Raw genomic sequence first — 15,019 nt, 5'->3', positions numbered from 1 at the left:
CAAAGTAAGATAACAAAAAATCTGAGCCAGAATGAGGTTCATTCTGACCCAGATTTGATTTTGCACAACTCATCAGTCCTTATTGACAAAGAGCCTTTTTTGTTTCTTCTTTTTTAGTATTCCATTAACGTCTTGATTTCAACACCTTGGATTTTATCTCTTCCATGTAAATCCATTAGTTCGATCAAAAAGGCACAGCCCACAACGATACCGCCTAGTTTTTCTACGAGTTCAATCGTTGCTTTGATCGTTCCGCCAGTTGCTAGTAGATCGTCACAAATCAAGACACGTTGTCCTGGTTTAATAGCATCGGCATGCAACGTCAAAACATCCACGCCATACTCTTTTTCATACTCTGCTTCAATGGTTTCCCGTGGCAATTTGCCTTTTTTACGTACTGGGGCAAAGCCGACACCTAACTGGTACGCAACTGGGCAACCAACGATAAATCCGCGGGCTTCTGGTCCTACCACCATATCGATGCCTTTTTCTTGTGCATACTCAACGATCTGCTGTGTCGCATAACGATACGCTTCTCCATCAGCCATTAGCGGCGAGATGTCCCGAAAAATAATTCCCTCTTGGGGATAATCCGGAATACTAGCAATATACTCTTTTAAATCCATTTTTTTTCCTCCTAGACTGTCAACCACTGACGTAGGGTTGATAAATCACTCATTAATAAAAATTCTTCTGTTTTGATCATTTTTTGTCGTTGCTGATACAAATGACTCTCTGTCAGCGGACGAGAAACAGGATCAGCCGTTTTATTCAAAACACCATCTTGTATTGTAACAAATTCCAGCTCAGAAAACACCTGAATCATAAAAATAAGTAATTTTTCTGGAATTTTTAGATAGTCAGCGACCATCTTTAATTTGTAGCGAATATCCAAACGAGGCTGCTGCTTGATCAATTGAAAAAGCCGACCATATTGCTCTCTGGTGCCTACCCCGTCTAAATAGGCATCTTCCGTCGAGTAAAACACAAACGCAATTCTTGAAGCATGAAGCGCTTGAACGACCTCTTTGATCACAGCAGAATCAGCAGGACAATCTAAAAACGCGATCTCTTGGAACGGACCAGCACAAAATGTATCTTTCACAGCAGCCACCGAGTCGAATAAGATCGTTTGTCCACAAAATCCTTGCAGCTCTCGAGGCAGTTTCTTATTGAAAACGACCCCTAATGTTTCATTTCCCAGAGAGACACCTTGCCGACTCCTTTTCGAACGATAATCAAACAACTGCAGCCCTTCCACTGCAAAGTCATCCAACATCAGCTGCGGTTTTTTGTTGCCATTCCATTCATTGATTGAAAGCTGACCAACGATCGATAGTCGATCATTTTCAAACTCTACTGAGTCTTTTCCAAAACCAAAGCCAATCACATCTAGCTGTAGATTGGACTCATCTGTCATCACTAACTTCAAGTGCTGGTTTTCGGTACCAATCTGGCGGGCATTTTGAGTCGATAAATTGGAAAACAGAAATTTCGGTAACGGATTGTCCGTTCCGAAAGGCGCTAAAACGTTTAAAGACTCAATAAAGTTGATCGATACTTCCGCCAATGGCAGTTCCTCATCGATCGCTAAGGGGATTCCCTGACTAAGATCAATTCCATTTTCTTCCACATAGCGATTCATCTGAGCTTGTAGCATGTCCAAATGATCAATCGGGATACTTAAGCCGACCGCCGCATGATGACCACCAAAACTGGTAAACATGTCTTTCATCGTAGCCAACATTTCAAATAGATTCAACGCAGCGACACTTCTACCTGACCCTTTTGCTAACCCATTTTCTTTTTTGGTCAAAACGATCACGGGCTGTCCGGTACTTTGCATGATACGTCCAGCTACGATTCCTAAAACCCCTTCGTGCCAGTTATCACCTACGACCAGATGAACATGATTGGCAGGGTCGATTTTTTCTTGCGCTTCTTTCATGATTTCTTCAACGAAAGTTTTTCGCTGCTGATTGATCGTATCTAATGTCTTGGCTAAGGTTACTGCTTCTTCTTCATCAAATGTGGTTAACAAACGAACAGCAGGATTAGGATCTTCCAACCGACCAATTGCATTGAGGCGGGGGCCAACAGCAAAACCAATATCGGTTTCGTTGACTGTTCGTTTTTTCAATCCACTGACCGTCAACAACTCATTCAAACCAAGCCGATCAGTTTGTTGGATCATTTTCAGGCCATTGCTGACTAGTAGTCGATTCTCATCTGTCAAAGAAACCATATCAGCAATCGTCCCAATTGCAACAAGGTCCAGCAGTTCGACGGGCACTTCTTCTAATAGGGCACAAGCCACTTTAAATGCGACACCGACTCCCGCTAAATCACCAAACGGATAGTTTCCTTCAGGGTGACGGGGATGAACGATGGCAAAGGCTTGTGGGAGTTCTGCAGGAAGTTCATGGTGATCCGTCACGATCACATCGACCCCTTGCCCTTGAGCATAAGCAATTGCCTCATGTCCAGATACCCCATTATCAACGGTGATGATCAATTGAGTCCCTGCCGCAATTTTATCTTGATAGACAGTTATGTTGGGACCATACCCATCTGAAAAGCGATTGGGCAGATAATATTCAGCTTCAGCCCCTAGCAACTCCAGTGTTTCTTTTAATACGGTGGTGCTCGTAATCCCATCTGCGTCATAGTCGCCATAAATCAAGATCCGCTCACCATTTAAAATGGCTTCATGGATCCGTTCCACGGCCTTATCCATATCATGAAAGAGAAACGGATCATGAAGGTATTGCAGATCCGTTGATAAAAAAGCGTCTAGCGCTTCTGCTGTTCGAATATTTCTTTGCCATAGCAACGCGCCGATGCGCTCAGGAATCTTTCTTGCTTGGATCAATTCTTTAAATACAGGGGTAGCTTCGCTATCTTGCGGTCGCACCCAATGAAAATTTGCACGTTTCACCAAATCACTCCTAACTAGGTTATTATAGCAAAGTTTATGTAAAAAGGAAAAACAACGAAAGAAACAATTTATTTTTTCATATCACAAAAAAGAGCTTGCAGCGAACGATGCGCCGGCAAACTCTTTTCTTAATTGCTCTCATGTATTCTAGGCTTGCGATTCAAAAGACTTCATTTCTTCATCAATCGTTGGCGGCGTTGAGGCACCTGCAGCACGTGACGAAAGTTGCGCTTCTTGATCGTCGAGTTGTTGCTGCCTAGCTGCTAACTCCGCCTGCTTGTTGGTATATTCTCGTTCCAAGGCTTCTCGTTCATCTTGCAGAACTTTCTCGTTATTCGTGCGATAATCCGAGAGCTCTTTTCTCAATTGTTTTAGTTCTTTTTTTTGACGGAACATTGCACTTGTGGAAACCAGCAACAAAATCAATGTGCCTAACAAAGCAGAACCAATAATGACTAAGATCAGTGGCGATTGAATCGTTGTGAAGCCAAAATTGATCGGAACAGTCATATTGTTTGCAACCGCAAATAAAACGATCACTAAAATCAGTAAAATACCAACGATAACACGCCATTGATTTTTCATGGGTTTCAACTCCTATTTTTTGTTGAACATCGTTCCTGCCATATAATCCCCGATTGCAGGAAACAGTGTATACAGTTTTGCTGCCGCCCCTAAAATATGTGGGCGATTGATTTCTCGTTTTGGATGAATCATGGCTTTGACGATCGTTTGTGCCAATTTGTTTGGTTCAAGGACAAGGCTGCCCACCGATGATAAGTAACTACCGCTAGGATCTGCTTGGTCAAAGAATGCCGTTTCGATCGGCCCTGGGTTGACCGTTGTTACGTTGATCCCCAGTGGTTTTAGTTCTAAACGTAAGGCGTTAGAAAAACCAAGTACAGCAAATTTCGTTGCAGAGTAAACTGCGGTCTTCGGCGTAGCGATCTTACCCGCAATTGAAGCAACGTTTATGATATGACCATGCTTTTGTTCAGCCATTTGAATCGCAACTTGCTGAGTCAAAACCATCATCCCAAGTACATTGACTTCAAACATATTACGGATGACCGCAGGATCCATCTCTGTAAACTCTTGAAAGATCCCGTAGCCAGCATTATTGACAAAGACATCGATCTTTCCGACTTTCTCACTGATTTTTTCTAATAAGCGCTCCACGCTTTCAGGATTTGCTACGTCCAATTGAAACGCATACGCTTCTTTGCCGCTTAATTCCATACATTGTTCTTTGACTTTTCCGATCAAATTCGTCCTCCGGGCACAAGTCACGACGATCGCACCACGTTTTGCGGCTTCATAACAGATTTGTTCTCCAAGTCCGGCAGAACCACCTGTTACAACGACAACTTTATTCTCCAAGTTCATCTGATTCTTCCTCTCCGGCAAAAGGGATCTCGACAACATCAAAATCTTTGACGATCAACGTATTCGGAAATACTTCTTTTGCTTCATTTACTAAATTTGTAATATCTTTGCCAACATAGCGCGCGCTGATATGGGTCAATAGCAAACGCTTGGCGTGAGCTTCTTGGGCAACTTCAGCAGCTTGTCGCGTCGTCGAATGAAAATAAGCGCGAGCCAACTTGGCTTCTTCTTTGTTGAAGGTACTTTCATGTACCAAAACATCCGCATCTTTCGCTAAAAGCACGGCGTTTTGACATTTACGGGTGTCACCTAATATTGTCACGATCCGTCCTTTTTTGGCTTGACCTAAAAAATCAGCTCCATTGATTTGACGACCATCATCGAGGGTAACTACTTCACCTTTTTTCAAACGTCCGAAGACAGGACCAGGTTTCAGCCCAAGTTCAAGCAATGCTTTCACTTGCAACTCCCCTTGATGGCTTGCTTCGACAATACGATAGCCAAAACTATCAATCCCGTGATCAAGGCGCAGACAAGATACTTCAAATTGCTGATCTTTAAAAAGAATCCCTTCTTCTTCAATCTCAAAAAAATGCAATGGATAGCTGACTTTCGTCTGAGAAATCCGCAAAACGGTTTGAATGTATGTTTTGATCCCCTTGGGTCCATAAATCTCTAGAGGTGTGTCTCCGCCTTGAAAGGAGCGGCTGCTGATCAATCCTGGCAATCCATAAATATGATCACCATGAAGATGGGTAATAAAGATTTTTTCAATCTTTCTCGGTCTAATCGTAGAATGCAAGATCTGCATTTGTGTCCCTTCGCCACAATCAAAAAGCCAAACGGCATTGCGTTCATCTAATAATCGTAACGCAGTGCTGGTCACGTTTCGATGTTTCGCAGGCACTCCAGCACCTGTTCCTAAAAATTCTAATTCCATAAGCTTCTTTCCTTTCATCTCTTTCCAATTTTAGCGGAAAAGAAATCAAGTTGCAATTGAAGCTTGCGGTTTTTATTTCTCGGATTGGCTATCGGATTCATCGTTATGGGAATTTTTCCAATCCTCTTGAACACGTGCCTTGGTGGATTCTTCGACTTTTTTGGCCGTCTCGATCTCTGCCTCGACATCATCGTAGTCAAAACGAGTGATGTCACCGCCTAATTCATTCATGATCAGTTGGTTCAAAGGACGATTGTCCTCTTCATCGGCAATCAATAATAACCCCGTATCGCCTACACCAATTTGGTTTCCGACGTGTTCGAAGAGCATTTGCGCATTTTGGATCTCTTTTGCGTCACGAGTAGCACCGATCATACTACCGCCAAACCAGCCCAGCATGATTCCCAAAGGCCCACCTAACACACCAACGAGCATCCCGATCAAACCACCAGTTGATGTCTTATTGTTTCCAGTAAAATCAAGAAAATCCTCGACTTTAAATTGATGCACGCCTTCATTGGTGTGGGTAAGAACCGCCATTTGCTCTCCTTTGATCTTTCGTTCCATATGCATCCGTTTCACTTCAGAAAAGGCTTGATACGCTTTGGCACTAGCATCAAAGTTCATTACAATGACTCGTTTTGACATAAAAATCGCTCCCTTTGGTTTATTTGTTCTTTTCTTTATTTTAACAGTAAATCATTTAAATGAAAAAAGAAACCAAAAAGACTGCTGATCATTGATTTCTTAGAGAAAATCAATGATCGGCAGTCAAAACCAATTCAACTATGAAGGATTTTTTTAAAAAAATGATGTTCTTTTAAACGCTTATTCGACAAACTCAAATTCAAAATTACCGATACGCACAATATCACCGTCTTTGGCACCTCTCGCACGCAATGCTTCATCGACACCCAATCCACGTAATTGACGAGCAAAACGCATCACAGTCTCATCGTGATCAAAGTTCGTCATTTGGAATAGTTTTTCGATTTTCTCACCGCTCAAGATCCAAGTTGCATCAGGATCGCGATCGATTGCAAACTCCGGTTCATCCGATTGGAAGCCGTAATGAACCACATCTTCTTCGATTTCTTCATCGTACAAGAGGAACTCAGGAGTGACTTCCAATAGATCCGCTGTCGCATTCAGCAAGGCATCGATTCCCTTACGAGTGACACCAGAGATTGGGAAAATCATTGGTTCATCCGCGAACTCATCCGTTTTTTCTTTTGCCAGCTGCTCTTTGAAAAGGGCTAGGTTTTCTTCAGCATCCGGCATATCCATCTTATTGGCAACGATGATCTGTGGGCGCTCTAGTAAGCGCAAGTTATGGGTCGACAATTCATTGTTGATGGATAAATAGTCTTCATATGGATCGCGCCCTTCCATGCCGCTCATATCGATCACATGTAAAATGACCCGCGTCCGTTCGATATGACGTAAAAACTGAGTCCCTAAACCAACACCTTGCGAAGCACCTTCGATCAAGCCAGGCAGATCGGCTACTGCAAAACTACGACCATCAGTGGTCGTTACCATGCCTAAATTTGGTACCAGTGTTGTAAAATGATACGCGCCGATTTTTGGACGAGCAGACGAAATCACAGAGAGTAATGTTGACTTCCCAACTGAAGGGAAACCAACTAAACCAACATCTGCTAAGACTTTTAGTTCGAGCTCGATCTTTCTTTCTTGACCGGGTTCTCCGTTCTCTGCTAATTCTGGGGCTGGATTTTTTGGAGAAGCAAACCGAATGTTCCCACGGCCGCCCCGCCCGCCTTTTGCGATTACTAATGTTTGACCTTGCTCAATCAAATCACCTAATAAGGCACCTGTTTCAGCATCACGAACGGTGGTGCCTTGGGGTACTTTGATGTAAGTATCATCTGAGCCACGGCCGTGCATTCCTTTACTCATGCCATTTTCCCCGGGTTGCGCTTTAAAATGACGATTAAAGCGGAAATCCATTAATGTACGCAAACCTTCGTCTACGACTAAAATGACATCACCGCCACGTCCCCCGTCCCCACCTGCGGGTCCGCCGTCTGGGACATATTTCTCTCGGCGAAAAGCAACCATCCCGTCGCCGCCTTTTCCTGCTTTGACATCGATTGTCACTTGATCTAAAAACATGGACATTATTTGTCCTCCATTCTTTTTTTACTACCTTCTATACTTTTTGATTATCAGTTATCTCACTTTAAGTGGTTACTATTTCTCTAATAAGAAAGTCTATTTTATTGTAACGACCGAAACGCCTTTTGTCTATCTTTTCTCATGGGTTTCCGTAAGAAATCGCGAATTCTTAAGGGTTATTCTTTGACAGTCACAGGAAATCGTAGCAAACTTTTAAGTGTACCAGTACACAATCAAAGGAGGAAACAAGAAATGACAGTAAAAGTTGGAATCAATGGTTTTGGACGAATTGGACGTTTGGCTTTTCGTAGGATCAGAGAAGTTTCTGCTGATATTGAAGTTGTGGCAATCAATGATTTGACGAGTCCAGTCATGTTAGCACACTTATTGCAATTTGACTCGACCCACGGCACGTACCCTGGAACTGTTACTGCAACGGATAATGCTATCGTTGTCGATGGCAAAGAGACCCGAGTGTACGCTGAACCAGACGCAAGCAAAATCCCTTGGGCAAAAGAAAATGGCGTCGATATCGTTTTAGAATGCACGGGTTTTTACACTTCCGCAGAAAAAGCCCAAGCTCATCTTGATGCGGGTGTCAAACGAGTCGTGATCTCCGCACCAGCTGGTAATATGAAAACGATCGTTTACAATGTCAACTCCGACACGTTAACAACAGAGGATACTATCATATCCGCAGGTTCTTGTACGACCAACTGCTTAGCTCCGATGGCCTACTTCTTAAATGAGGAATTCGGGATCGAAGTTGGTACGATGACGACGGTACATGCCTATACTTCTACCCAAATGCTATTGGATGGTCCAGTAAAAGGCGGAAACTTAAGAGCCGCTCGGTCCGCTGCAGACAACACGATCCCTCACTCGACGGGTGCTGCCAAAGCGATCGGTCTAGTTATTCCAGAATTAAATGGCAAATTACAAGGCCACGCCCAACGGGTTCCTGTCGTCGATGGTTCTTTAACAGAATTAGTCTCAATTTTGAAAACCAAAGTAACCGCCGATGAAGTCAATGAAGCGATCAGAAAACACACCGTCGATAATCCGTCATTCGGTTACGATGACCGTGAGATCGTCTCTGGAGATGTGATTGGTACCACTCAAGGGTCTATCTTTGATCCGACACAAACAGAAGTAACCACGGCTGGGGATTTCCAACTGGTGAAAACCGTCGCTTGGTATGATAATGAATATGGCTTTACATGCCAAATGATTCGTTTGCTAGAAGAATTTGCTCGTTTATAAGCCAAAGGTCAAGCAAAAAATGCCGGTTCTTTTTTAGAACCGGCACTTTTTTATTCATTTGCAGGGTGATCGTATTTGTCCAAAAAAGCTGCAATTTTTTCTTTATAAAGGTCTGGATCTGTTTTATAGCTTTTCGCATGCTCGGCACCTGAAACAACCCACTTTTCTTTTGGTGCATCGGTCGCGTTATACAAAATATCCAGCATCGAATAAGGAACAAACGTATCCGCATCGCCATGGATAAAAAAGATCGGACGCGTATTCTTTTGCAGTTGTTTGACTGCATCTGCTTCACCGAAGAAATACCCCGCTCGGATTTTTGTGACAAGACTAGTGACATTCATCAATGGAAAGGCCGGTAGACCAAACAATTGATCGAGTTGATAACCCAATTCTTCATTGACGTTGGTATACCCACAATCTTCAATGATAGAAGTGACATTTTTCGGCAAGTCTTCCCCACTGGTCATCATTACCGTGGCAGCCCCCATACTGATGCCATACAAAGTGATCGTTTCTTCAGGACCATTTTTTGCGAGTACTTCATCGATCCATTGCAGATAATCCTTACGTTCGTGCCACCCAAAACCAATATAATCTCCTTCGCTTTGACCATGCCCTCGAGCGTCTGGAACCAAGACATTATAGCCTAAATCATGATACATCTTAGCATAGTCCGCCATCGTTTCTGCATTCCCCATGTAGCCATGCGCGATGATCGCCGTTTTTCCTCGATTCTTCTCCTCCGCCGGTAGATAAATGGCGGATAATTTTAAATCATCTTCAGAAGTCAGCTGCCACATCTCACGATTTGCTGGATCTGTAAACCAATTTTGCGATTCATTTCCTGTCTGATTTTCATCCGTACCAGGGGTATCTCCTTCCAAAAAATCTTTTTCTGAAGGAACCACCGCATAATCGTAAAAATAGTTTCCTGCATACCCTAATCCTGCAATTGCTAATACAGCCACTCCGATGGCAATCTTCCAGCGCAATTTCACACTTGTCACGTCCTCTTGTTATATAGTTTACATAATATTATTATGGTTTCGTCATTCCTCAAGGAAAGAACCCACTACATAAATTACCGTTTTTTGCTCATGTTTGTCAATCGCAAGCGCCCAAAAAGAAAACCATTGCCAACAATCTTTGTTGGCAATGGTTGATTTTCGTGGTAATTAGTTATTTTCGACCAATTTAAAACTTGACCAAGGTTTCAAAAATTCTAATAAGAATAGTTCCTCATCAGCGATCTTACCAACGACATTGACTCGACCATCATTTTTCATTGCTTTCAAGGCGATTTGCGTCTCCCCTTTGTATTGTCCATAGCCAGCATTATCGATCAAGACATCCCCTCTTACCATATCACGGGTATCATGAGGCGGAAATTCCTTGTCTTTATAATAGATCCGCGTCATCGTTGAACGCAAGATGTATTCCGAACGATCTCCTCGATAGCTGTGCAGATTATCGAAGAGACAAATTCGTTCATCTTCAGTGATTCCGTCAACGACATCGACTCTTAATGTCGGATAATCCGCGTGAAACGCTTCAGCCATTGCTGCCAATTCTGCTTCTGAAGCATAGGCATTTCCAACAGAGATATCATCGATCAAGCCAGTCAACACTAAATGTTTGACTTGCGTAGCTAGTGGCAGATCACGATGATCTTCCAAAGAGCATAAACCATCTTGTGTTGGCCATGGACCGAAATCAGCTTCGTGAGAATTCACGAAAGCCATCGTATTTAAATTGTATTTGCGGAATTTTTCCGAACAAAAAACGAAATGGTCGTAGCCCAACCCTGAATAGCGATGAGGATAGAAGTTATGCGAGCCTAGTAAATTTTCAGTATTAGGCGAATAACTCATGATGTTATCCACGTAGCTCGTACCACTGCTCATATTGATTTCGATTTTAATCCCGTAAGGATTACGCGTCATTTTGGCTTCTTCTGAACCAGTAAAACCAATATCTAACCGAACACCGTAAGCCCCCATCTCATCAAAGAAGGATAAATCATCATAAGAAATACCTAGCTGTTCGAATAAACCAGGATTGATATCTACCATGACTTCCATTCCTAACTGATTGGCATAATCCACGACTTGTTTAAAGTCTGCCAAGACTTTTTCTTTGTCATCGTTGATTTGTAGCAAACTGGTAAATACCCGTTTAAAGCCGTATTTGTGTGCCAAGTCTAAATACGCTTTGTCCTTTTCAAACGTTGAGCGCTCTGGATAAATCGATATCCCTAATTTTCCCATCAAAAAAACCTCCTGTAAATTCTATCCGTTTATTATAATGAATCCTCTTTCATTATAGCAAACATCTAAAAAGTGGTCTACACCTTTCCGCCTGTTTCTTTCTCATTCCACAAAATCTGCGCTTTCTTCTATGTCTCTTTTTTGTTATGATTATCATTAAGAAAACTGGAAGGAATGAAAGAATGAAAAAAATCCTATTCACACTGACAGCAGCTGCTAGCCTTTTATTATTAGCTGCTTGTACAGGTTCAAGTACCACCGATCCCTCATCAAGCAATTCGGCAGAAAGCACGTCGACCTCAGAATCCGTTGACTTGAATGCCCTGGAATTGCCGCAATTATCAACGGATGTGCAAGAGAATGAAGCTTTAGTTGAAATGGTGACGGAAGAAGGCTCGATCAAAATCAAACTTTTCCCAGAGATTGCGCCCAAGGCAGTCGAAAACTTTTTGACCCATGCCAAAGATGGTTATTATGACGGCTTGACTTTCCATCGTGTCGTAGAAGAGTTTATGATCCAAGGGGGCGACCCTAATGGTGATGGCACTGGCGGAGAAAGCATATGGGGCGAAGGATTCGGCGAAGAATACTCGAACCAGCTTTATCACTTGCGAGGCGCATTGGCAATGGCAAAATCAAGTGCGCCAAACAGCCAAGGCAGTCAATTCTACATCGTTCAAAATGATCAAGACGTATCCGACGGTCTAGCGATCCAACACTATCCTGAAAAAATCATCGAAGCCTACAAAAATGGTGGAACACCACAATTGGACGGTAGCTATACCGTTTTTGGTCAAGTGATCGAAGGCATGGATGTCGTAGATAAAATTGCGCAAGCAGAAACCCAAGACTCTGGCAATGGTGAGAATTCTCAACCGGTTGAGCCAGTGAAGATCGAAACGATCAAGGTCTTACAAGAAGCCAAAGAATAAATAAAAAAACCGCTGAAGTCTCCGATACTCGGGAATTTCAGCGGTTTTCTTTTACTTTTGGTCGCCTACGATAAAGGTAAATTCGCACTCAGCAGCTTTTTTGCCATCCACTGTCGCTACCGCATCAGCAGTTCCAACGGAGCCTTTGATTTTGGTGATCTCAAAAACAAGTTTCATAGTATCTCCCGGAACAACTTTTTGACGGAATTTGGCTTTGTTTATGCCGCCGATATACGCCGTTCTACCTTGGAATTCCTCGGATTTCAAGATCAGGATCGATCCTGCTTGTGCCAATGTTTCTAAAATCAAGGCACCTGGCATTACTGGATTTCCCGGAAAATGACCTTGGAAAAAGTCTTCGTTGATGGTAACATTTTTCGTTGCGATAATCTTTTTGCCAGACTCGATTTCATCGACATAATCAATATATATAATTGGGTAGCGATTTGGAATCAAATCCATGACTTCTGTTTCAGTCAATAGTTTTTTCATGGTTTCCCTTCCTTGCTTAAGAATTTATTATAGTTTGATTATCAAAGTATCATAGTTCAGCGGAATTCGCAACTAAATATTTATTAAGAAAAAAATAGTTTGACAATCAAACAATTATGCTTAATAATTAGAAATCAAGATAGTTTGATTTACTATTTGTCATTATACGTATTTTATTATTGTTGAATTTATTAAGGAGTGGAATTATGAGTTTTTTAACCGGTAAAAAAGTTGTCGTCATGGGCGTTGCCAACAAACGCAGTATCGCTTGGGGCTGTGCACAAGCATTAAAAGCACAAGGAGCCGAAGTGATCTACACGTATCAAAACGACCGCATGAAGAAGCCTTTAGAGCGCTTATTGGAATCTGATGAATTTGTAGTGGAGTGTGACGTCGCTAATGACGAAAGCATTGCTGCCGCCTTTGATACAATCAAAGAATATGCTGGAGAGATCCATGGTGTCGTCCATGCCGTCGCTTATGCTAATAAAGAAGATCTTTCTGGCGACATTTTGAATATTTCTCGTGACGGTTATGCTTTGGCGCAAGACATCAGCAGTTATTCATTGATTGCCGTCACTAAATATGCCAAACCAATCTTAGCTGAAAATGCTGGAATCGTTACCCTTTCCTACTTAGGTGCCGAACGGGCAGTACCAAACTACAACATGATGGGTATTGCGAAAGCTGCTTTGGAATCAAGTGTTCGCTATTTAGCTGCCGAACTTTCACCGCAAAAGATCCGTGTCAATGCGATTTCAGCTGGCGCCATCAAGACGCTGGCAGTAACTGGTGTAAAAGACTATCAAAAACTGATCCAATTGTCAGAGGATCGAACACCAGATCATATTGGTGTAACGATCGAAGAAGTCGGCAATGCTTGTGCCTTCTTGATCAGTCCTTTATCAAGCGGGATTATCGGCGAAGTGATTTTTGTTGATAAAGGCGTTCATTTATCTTAATCAATAATTGTCATAGAAAAGTCTGCTATTTGCCTACCCGTTGGCTGAGCAGGCTTTTTCTGAAAAAAACAGGTATTTCAGAAAACCTCCTTTGCATTTCTATTTTATCTTCGTTAAAATAGATGCAGTAAGACTTGGAGGGATTTTATGAAACAACTGCTACTCGCAGCTAGCACGACCGATTCAAGTGGTTCCAGCATTACCGAACCAGCAGCTGCTCAGCTCAATGCATTGCAAAAATGGTGGGCGTCCATCGACTGGGAATCGATCATTGGCCTACTGATTCAAAAAGCATTGATGTTGCTTTTTTTATGTATCCTATTCGGTATTTTATTGAAAATAAGCAATATGATCATCGATCGGATCTATCGTTCCTATGAAAAAAAAGCCAGTTTCAATGTGAGTCGAATCAACACGATCCATACCTTGATCCGCAATACGGTTCATTACACATTAGGCTTCTTTTTTGTCTATGCACTCCTTTCAACCATCGGCGTTCCTGTAGGCTCTCTATTAGCAGGTGCCGGAGTCGTCGGTGTCGCACTTGGTTTAGGCGCCCAAGGTTTTATGAACGACTTGATTACTGGCTTCTTTATTATTACCGAGCAACAAATCAATGTTGGTGATTACGTCCGCTTGACCAATCTGACGCTTGAAGGTACGGTGACGGCAGTCGGTATTCGGACTGTTCAATTAAAATCCGTTGATGGAACCGTTCATTATATCCCAAATCGTAACATCACGACCATCAGTAATACATCAAGAGCCAATATGCAAGTCGTGGTAGACGTACGTATCTTACCATCTGAAGGCTTAGATGAAATACGTGCCATCATTGAAGAAGTCAATGAACAGATTGCTCAGCAGCATGAAGAAGAGATTCAAACGGCCCCTACGGTCTTCGGTTTAGTGGATTTAGGGAACAACAACTTTGCAATTCGTACGACCATGTATGTGACCAACGGTACGCAATGGAAAATCAAAGAGGAATTTTTGGCCGCATCGATCGATTCTTTAACTGCCAAAGGCTATACGATCCCCAATGCGCCGATCGTCGGTATTTAAAAAAGGTTATCCCGAAACTGGGATAACCTTTTTTCTATACCACATGCAGTTCATCTGTCATCTTTGGGGCATCTTCTTTAGAAATCAGCAAATAGCGTCTTTCAATTTCGTGCGCCAAATGATTGACGGATTTTAAAATCTCTTTGCGGGTGATAATCCCAACAAAGACATTGTCATCATCAACGATCGGCAAGAATGCTTGATCTACTAACAAATGCAGCATATTTTCCAACTCATCGTTTTCTTTGATGCAATTCACATTGACTTCCATGACATCTGCCACAGTCAGCCCTTCAATATTTTCCATACTGAAGCCAGTGAGATCCATCATGCGTTCTACGATGTTTGAGAGGCTGATTAAGCCGACTAAATGGTCCTCACTATCTAGTACAGGGATCTTTGAATAGCCCACTTTTGATAAAACAAGCAATGCGTGACTCAAAGGGTGGTTATAAAATACCGATGCCACATTTTCTGCTGGCACCAAGAAATTTTCTTGGTTCTCGAGTAATATTTTTTCTACGGTCTGTCCTATCAATCTAATTGCCTCCATTTCACAGCTACTCTTCTATTTTACTTGAAAATGAGAATAGAAAGTAGAAACCTGCAAAATTATAATGAAATTTTTACTT

The 15,019-nt window shown here is 42.3% G+C and carries 15 protein-coding genes; 4 read left to right on the top strand and 11 right to left on the bottom strand.

Annotated features, from left to right (window positions below):
• Positions 1–113 precede the first annotated feature (113 nt).
• The 7 genes from ACIPK1_RS15340 to obgE all read right to left on the bottom strand — a co-directional run bounded on the left by ACIPK1_RS15340 (position 114) and on the right by obgE (position 7,406).
• The gene (locus ACIPK1_RS15340; protein ID WP_005226167.1) at positions 114–626 is read right to left on the bottom strand and encodes an adenine phosphoribosyltransferase; all 513 of its coding nucleotides are present in this window, start codon (positions 624–626) and stop codon (positions 114–116) included.
• An 11-nt stretch (positions 627–637) separates the two neighbouring features.
• A complete protein-coding gene (gene recJ, locus ACIPK1_RS15335) occupies positions 638–2,938 on the bottom strand; it encodes a single-stranded-DNA-specific exonuclease RecJ (protein ID WP_400451277.1) in 2,301 nt (766 codons plus the stop codon).
• 147 nt (positions 2,939–3,085) lie between these two features.
• Entirely contained in the window at positions 3,086–3,523 is a 438-nt protein-coding gene (locus ACIPK1_RS15330) for a lipopolysaccharide assembly protein LapA domain-containing protein (protein ID WP_400451276.1), read from the bottom strand.
• Between the two features lie 12 nt (positions 3,524–3,535).
• Positions 3,536–4,324: an SDR family oxidoreductase gene (locus ACIPK1_RS15325; protein ID WP_016612306.1), complete on the bottom strand. Its 789-nt coding sequence runs from the start codon at positions 4,322–4,324 to the stop codon at positions 3,536–3,538.
• Positions 4,308–5,264: a ribonuclease Z gene (gene rnz / locus ACIPK1_RS15320; RefSeq protein WP_042890375.1), complete on the bottom strand. Its 957-nt coding sequence runs from the start codon at positions 5,262–5,264 to the stop codon at positions 4,308–4,310. The genes ACIPK1_RS15325 and rnz overlap by 17 nt, the downstream gene beginning before the upstream one ends.
• 72 nt (positions 5,265–5,336) lie before the next feature.
• Positions 5,337–5,912: a DUF456 domain-containing protein gene (locus tag ACIPK1_RS15315; protein WP_005236092.1), complete on the bottom strand. Its 576-nt coding sequence runs from the start codon at positions 5,910–5,912 to the stop codon at positions 5,337–5,339.
• A 180-nt stretch (positions 5,913–6,092) separates the two neighbouring features.
• Entirely contained in the window at positions 6,093–7,406 is a 1,314-nt protein-coding gene (obgE, locus tag ACIPK1_RS15310) for a GTPase ObgE (RefSeq protein ID WP_042890376.1), read from the bottom strand.
• A 249-nt stretch (positions 7,407–7,655) separates the two neighbouring features.
• On the opposite strand from obgE, the gene gap reads away from it, so the two are divergent.
• On the top strand, positions 7,656–8,666 hold the full coding sequence (gene gap / locus ACIPK1_RS15305) for a type I glyceraldehyde-3-phosphate dehydrogenase (RefSeq protein ID WP_034872607.1): 1,011 nt from the start codon (positions 7,656–7,658) through the stop codon (positions 8,664–8,666).
• A 50-nt stretch (positions 8,667–8,716) separates the two neighbouring features.
• On the opposite strand, the gene ACIPK1_RS15300 is transcribed toward gap, so the two are convergent.
• Positions 8,717–9,667, bottom strand: a complete 951-nt coding sequence (locus ACIPK1_RS15300; RefSeq protein WP_086372939.1) for an alpha/beta hydrolase — start codon at positions 9,665–9,667, stop codon at positions 8,717–8,719.
• Positions 9,668–9,844: 177 nt separating this feature from the next.
• Positions 9,845–10,936: a DUF871 domain-containing protein gene (locus tag ACIPK1_RS15295; RefSeq protein WP_005236098.1), complete on the bottom strand. Its 1,092-nt coding sequence runs from the start codon at positions 10,934–10,936 to the stop codon at positions 9,845–9,847.
• A 182-nt stretch (positions 10,937–11,118) separates the two neighbouring features.
• Here ACIPK1_RS15295 and ACIPK1_RS15290 point away from each other — a divergent pair, with 182 nt between their 5' ends.
• Entirely contained in the window at positions 11,119–11,868 is a 750-nt protein-coding gene (locus ACIPK1_RS15290) for a peptidylprolyl isomerase (protein WP_008381897.1), read from the top strand.
• Positions 11,869–11,919: 51 nt separating this feature from the next.
• On the opposite strand, the gene fabZ is transcribed toward ACIPK1_RS15290, so the two are convergent.
• The gene (gene fabZ, locus ACIPK1_RS15285) at positions 11,920–12,360 is read right to left on the bottom strand and encodes a 3-hydroxyacyl-ACP dehydratase FabZ (protein WP_005226178.1); all 441 of its coding nucleotides are present in this window, start codon (positions 12,358–12,360) and stop codon (positions 11,920–11,922) included.
• A 206-nt stretch (positions 12,361–12,566) separates the two neighbouring features.
• On the opposite strand from fabZ, the gene fabI reads away from it, so the two are divergent.
• Entirely contained in the window at positions 12,567–13,322 is a 756-nt protein-coding gene (gene fabI / locus ACIPK1_RS15280) for an enoyl-ACP reductase FabI (protein WP_005236100.1), read from the top strand.
• A 147-nt stretch (positions 13,323–13,469) separates the two neighbouring features.
• Positions 13,470–14,387 carry a mechanosensitive ion channel family protein gene (locus ACIPK1_RS15275; RefSeq protein WP_400451275.1) on the top strand — a complete coding sequence of 306 codons (918 nt, stop codon included), beginning with the start codon at positions 13,470–13,472 and terminating at the stop codon, positions 14,385–14,387.
• Positions 14,388–14,421: 34 nt separating this feature from the next.
• Here ACIPK1_RS15275 and cbpB read toward each other — a convergent pair whose 3' ends face one another.
• The gene (gene cbpB / locus ACIPK1_RS15270; RefSeq protein WP_086372877.1) at positions 14,422–14,925 is read right to left on the bottom strand and encodes a cyclic-di-AMP-binding protein CbpB; all 504 of its coding nucleotides are present in this window, start codon (positions 14,923–14,925) and stop codon (positions 14,422–14,424) included.
• Positions 14,926–15,019 lie beyond the last annotated feature (94 nt).

It is taken from the genome of Enterococcus sp. NPDC086594 (genome assembly GCF_044746145.1).
Lineage (GTDB): Bacteria > Bacillota > Bacilli > Lactobacillales > Enterococcaceae > Enterococcus_D > Enterococcus_D entomosocium.
This window is presented reverse-complemented; position numbering and strand designations above follow the sequence as displayed.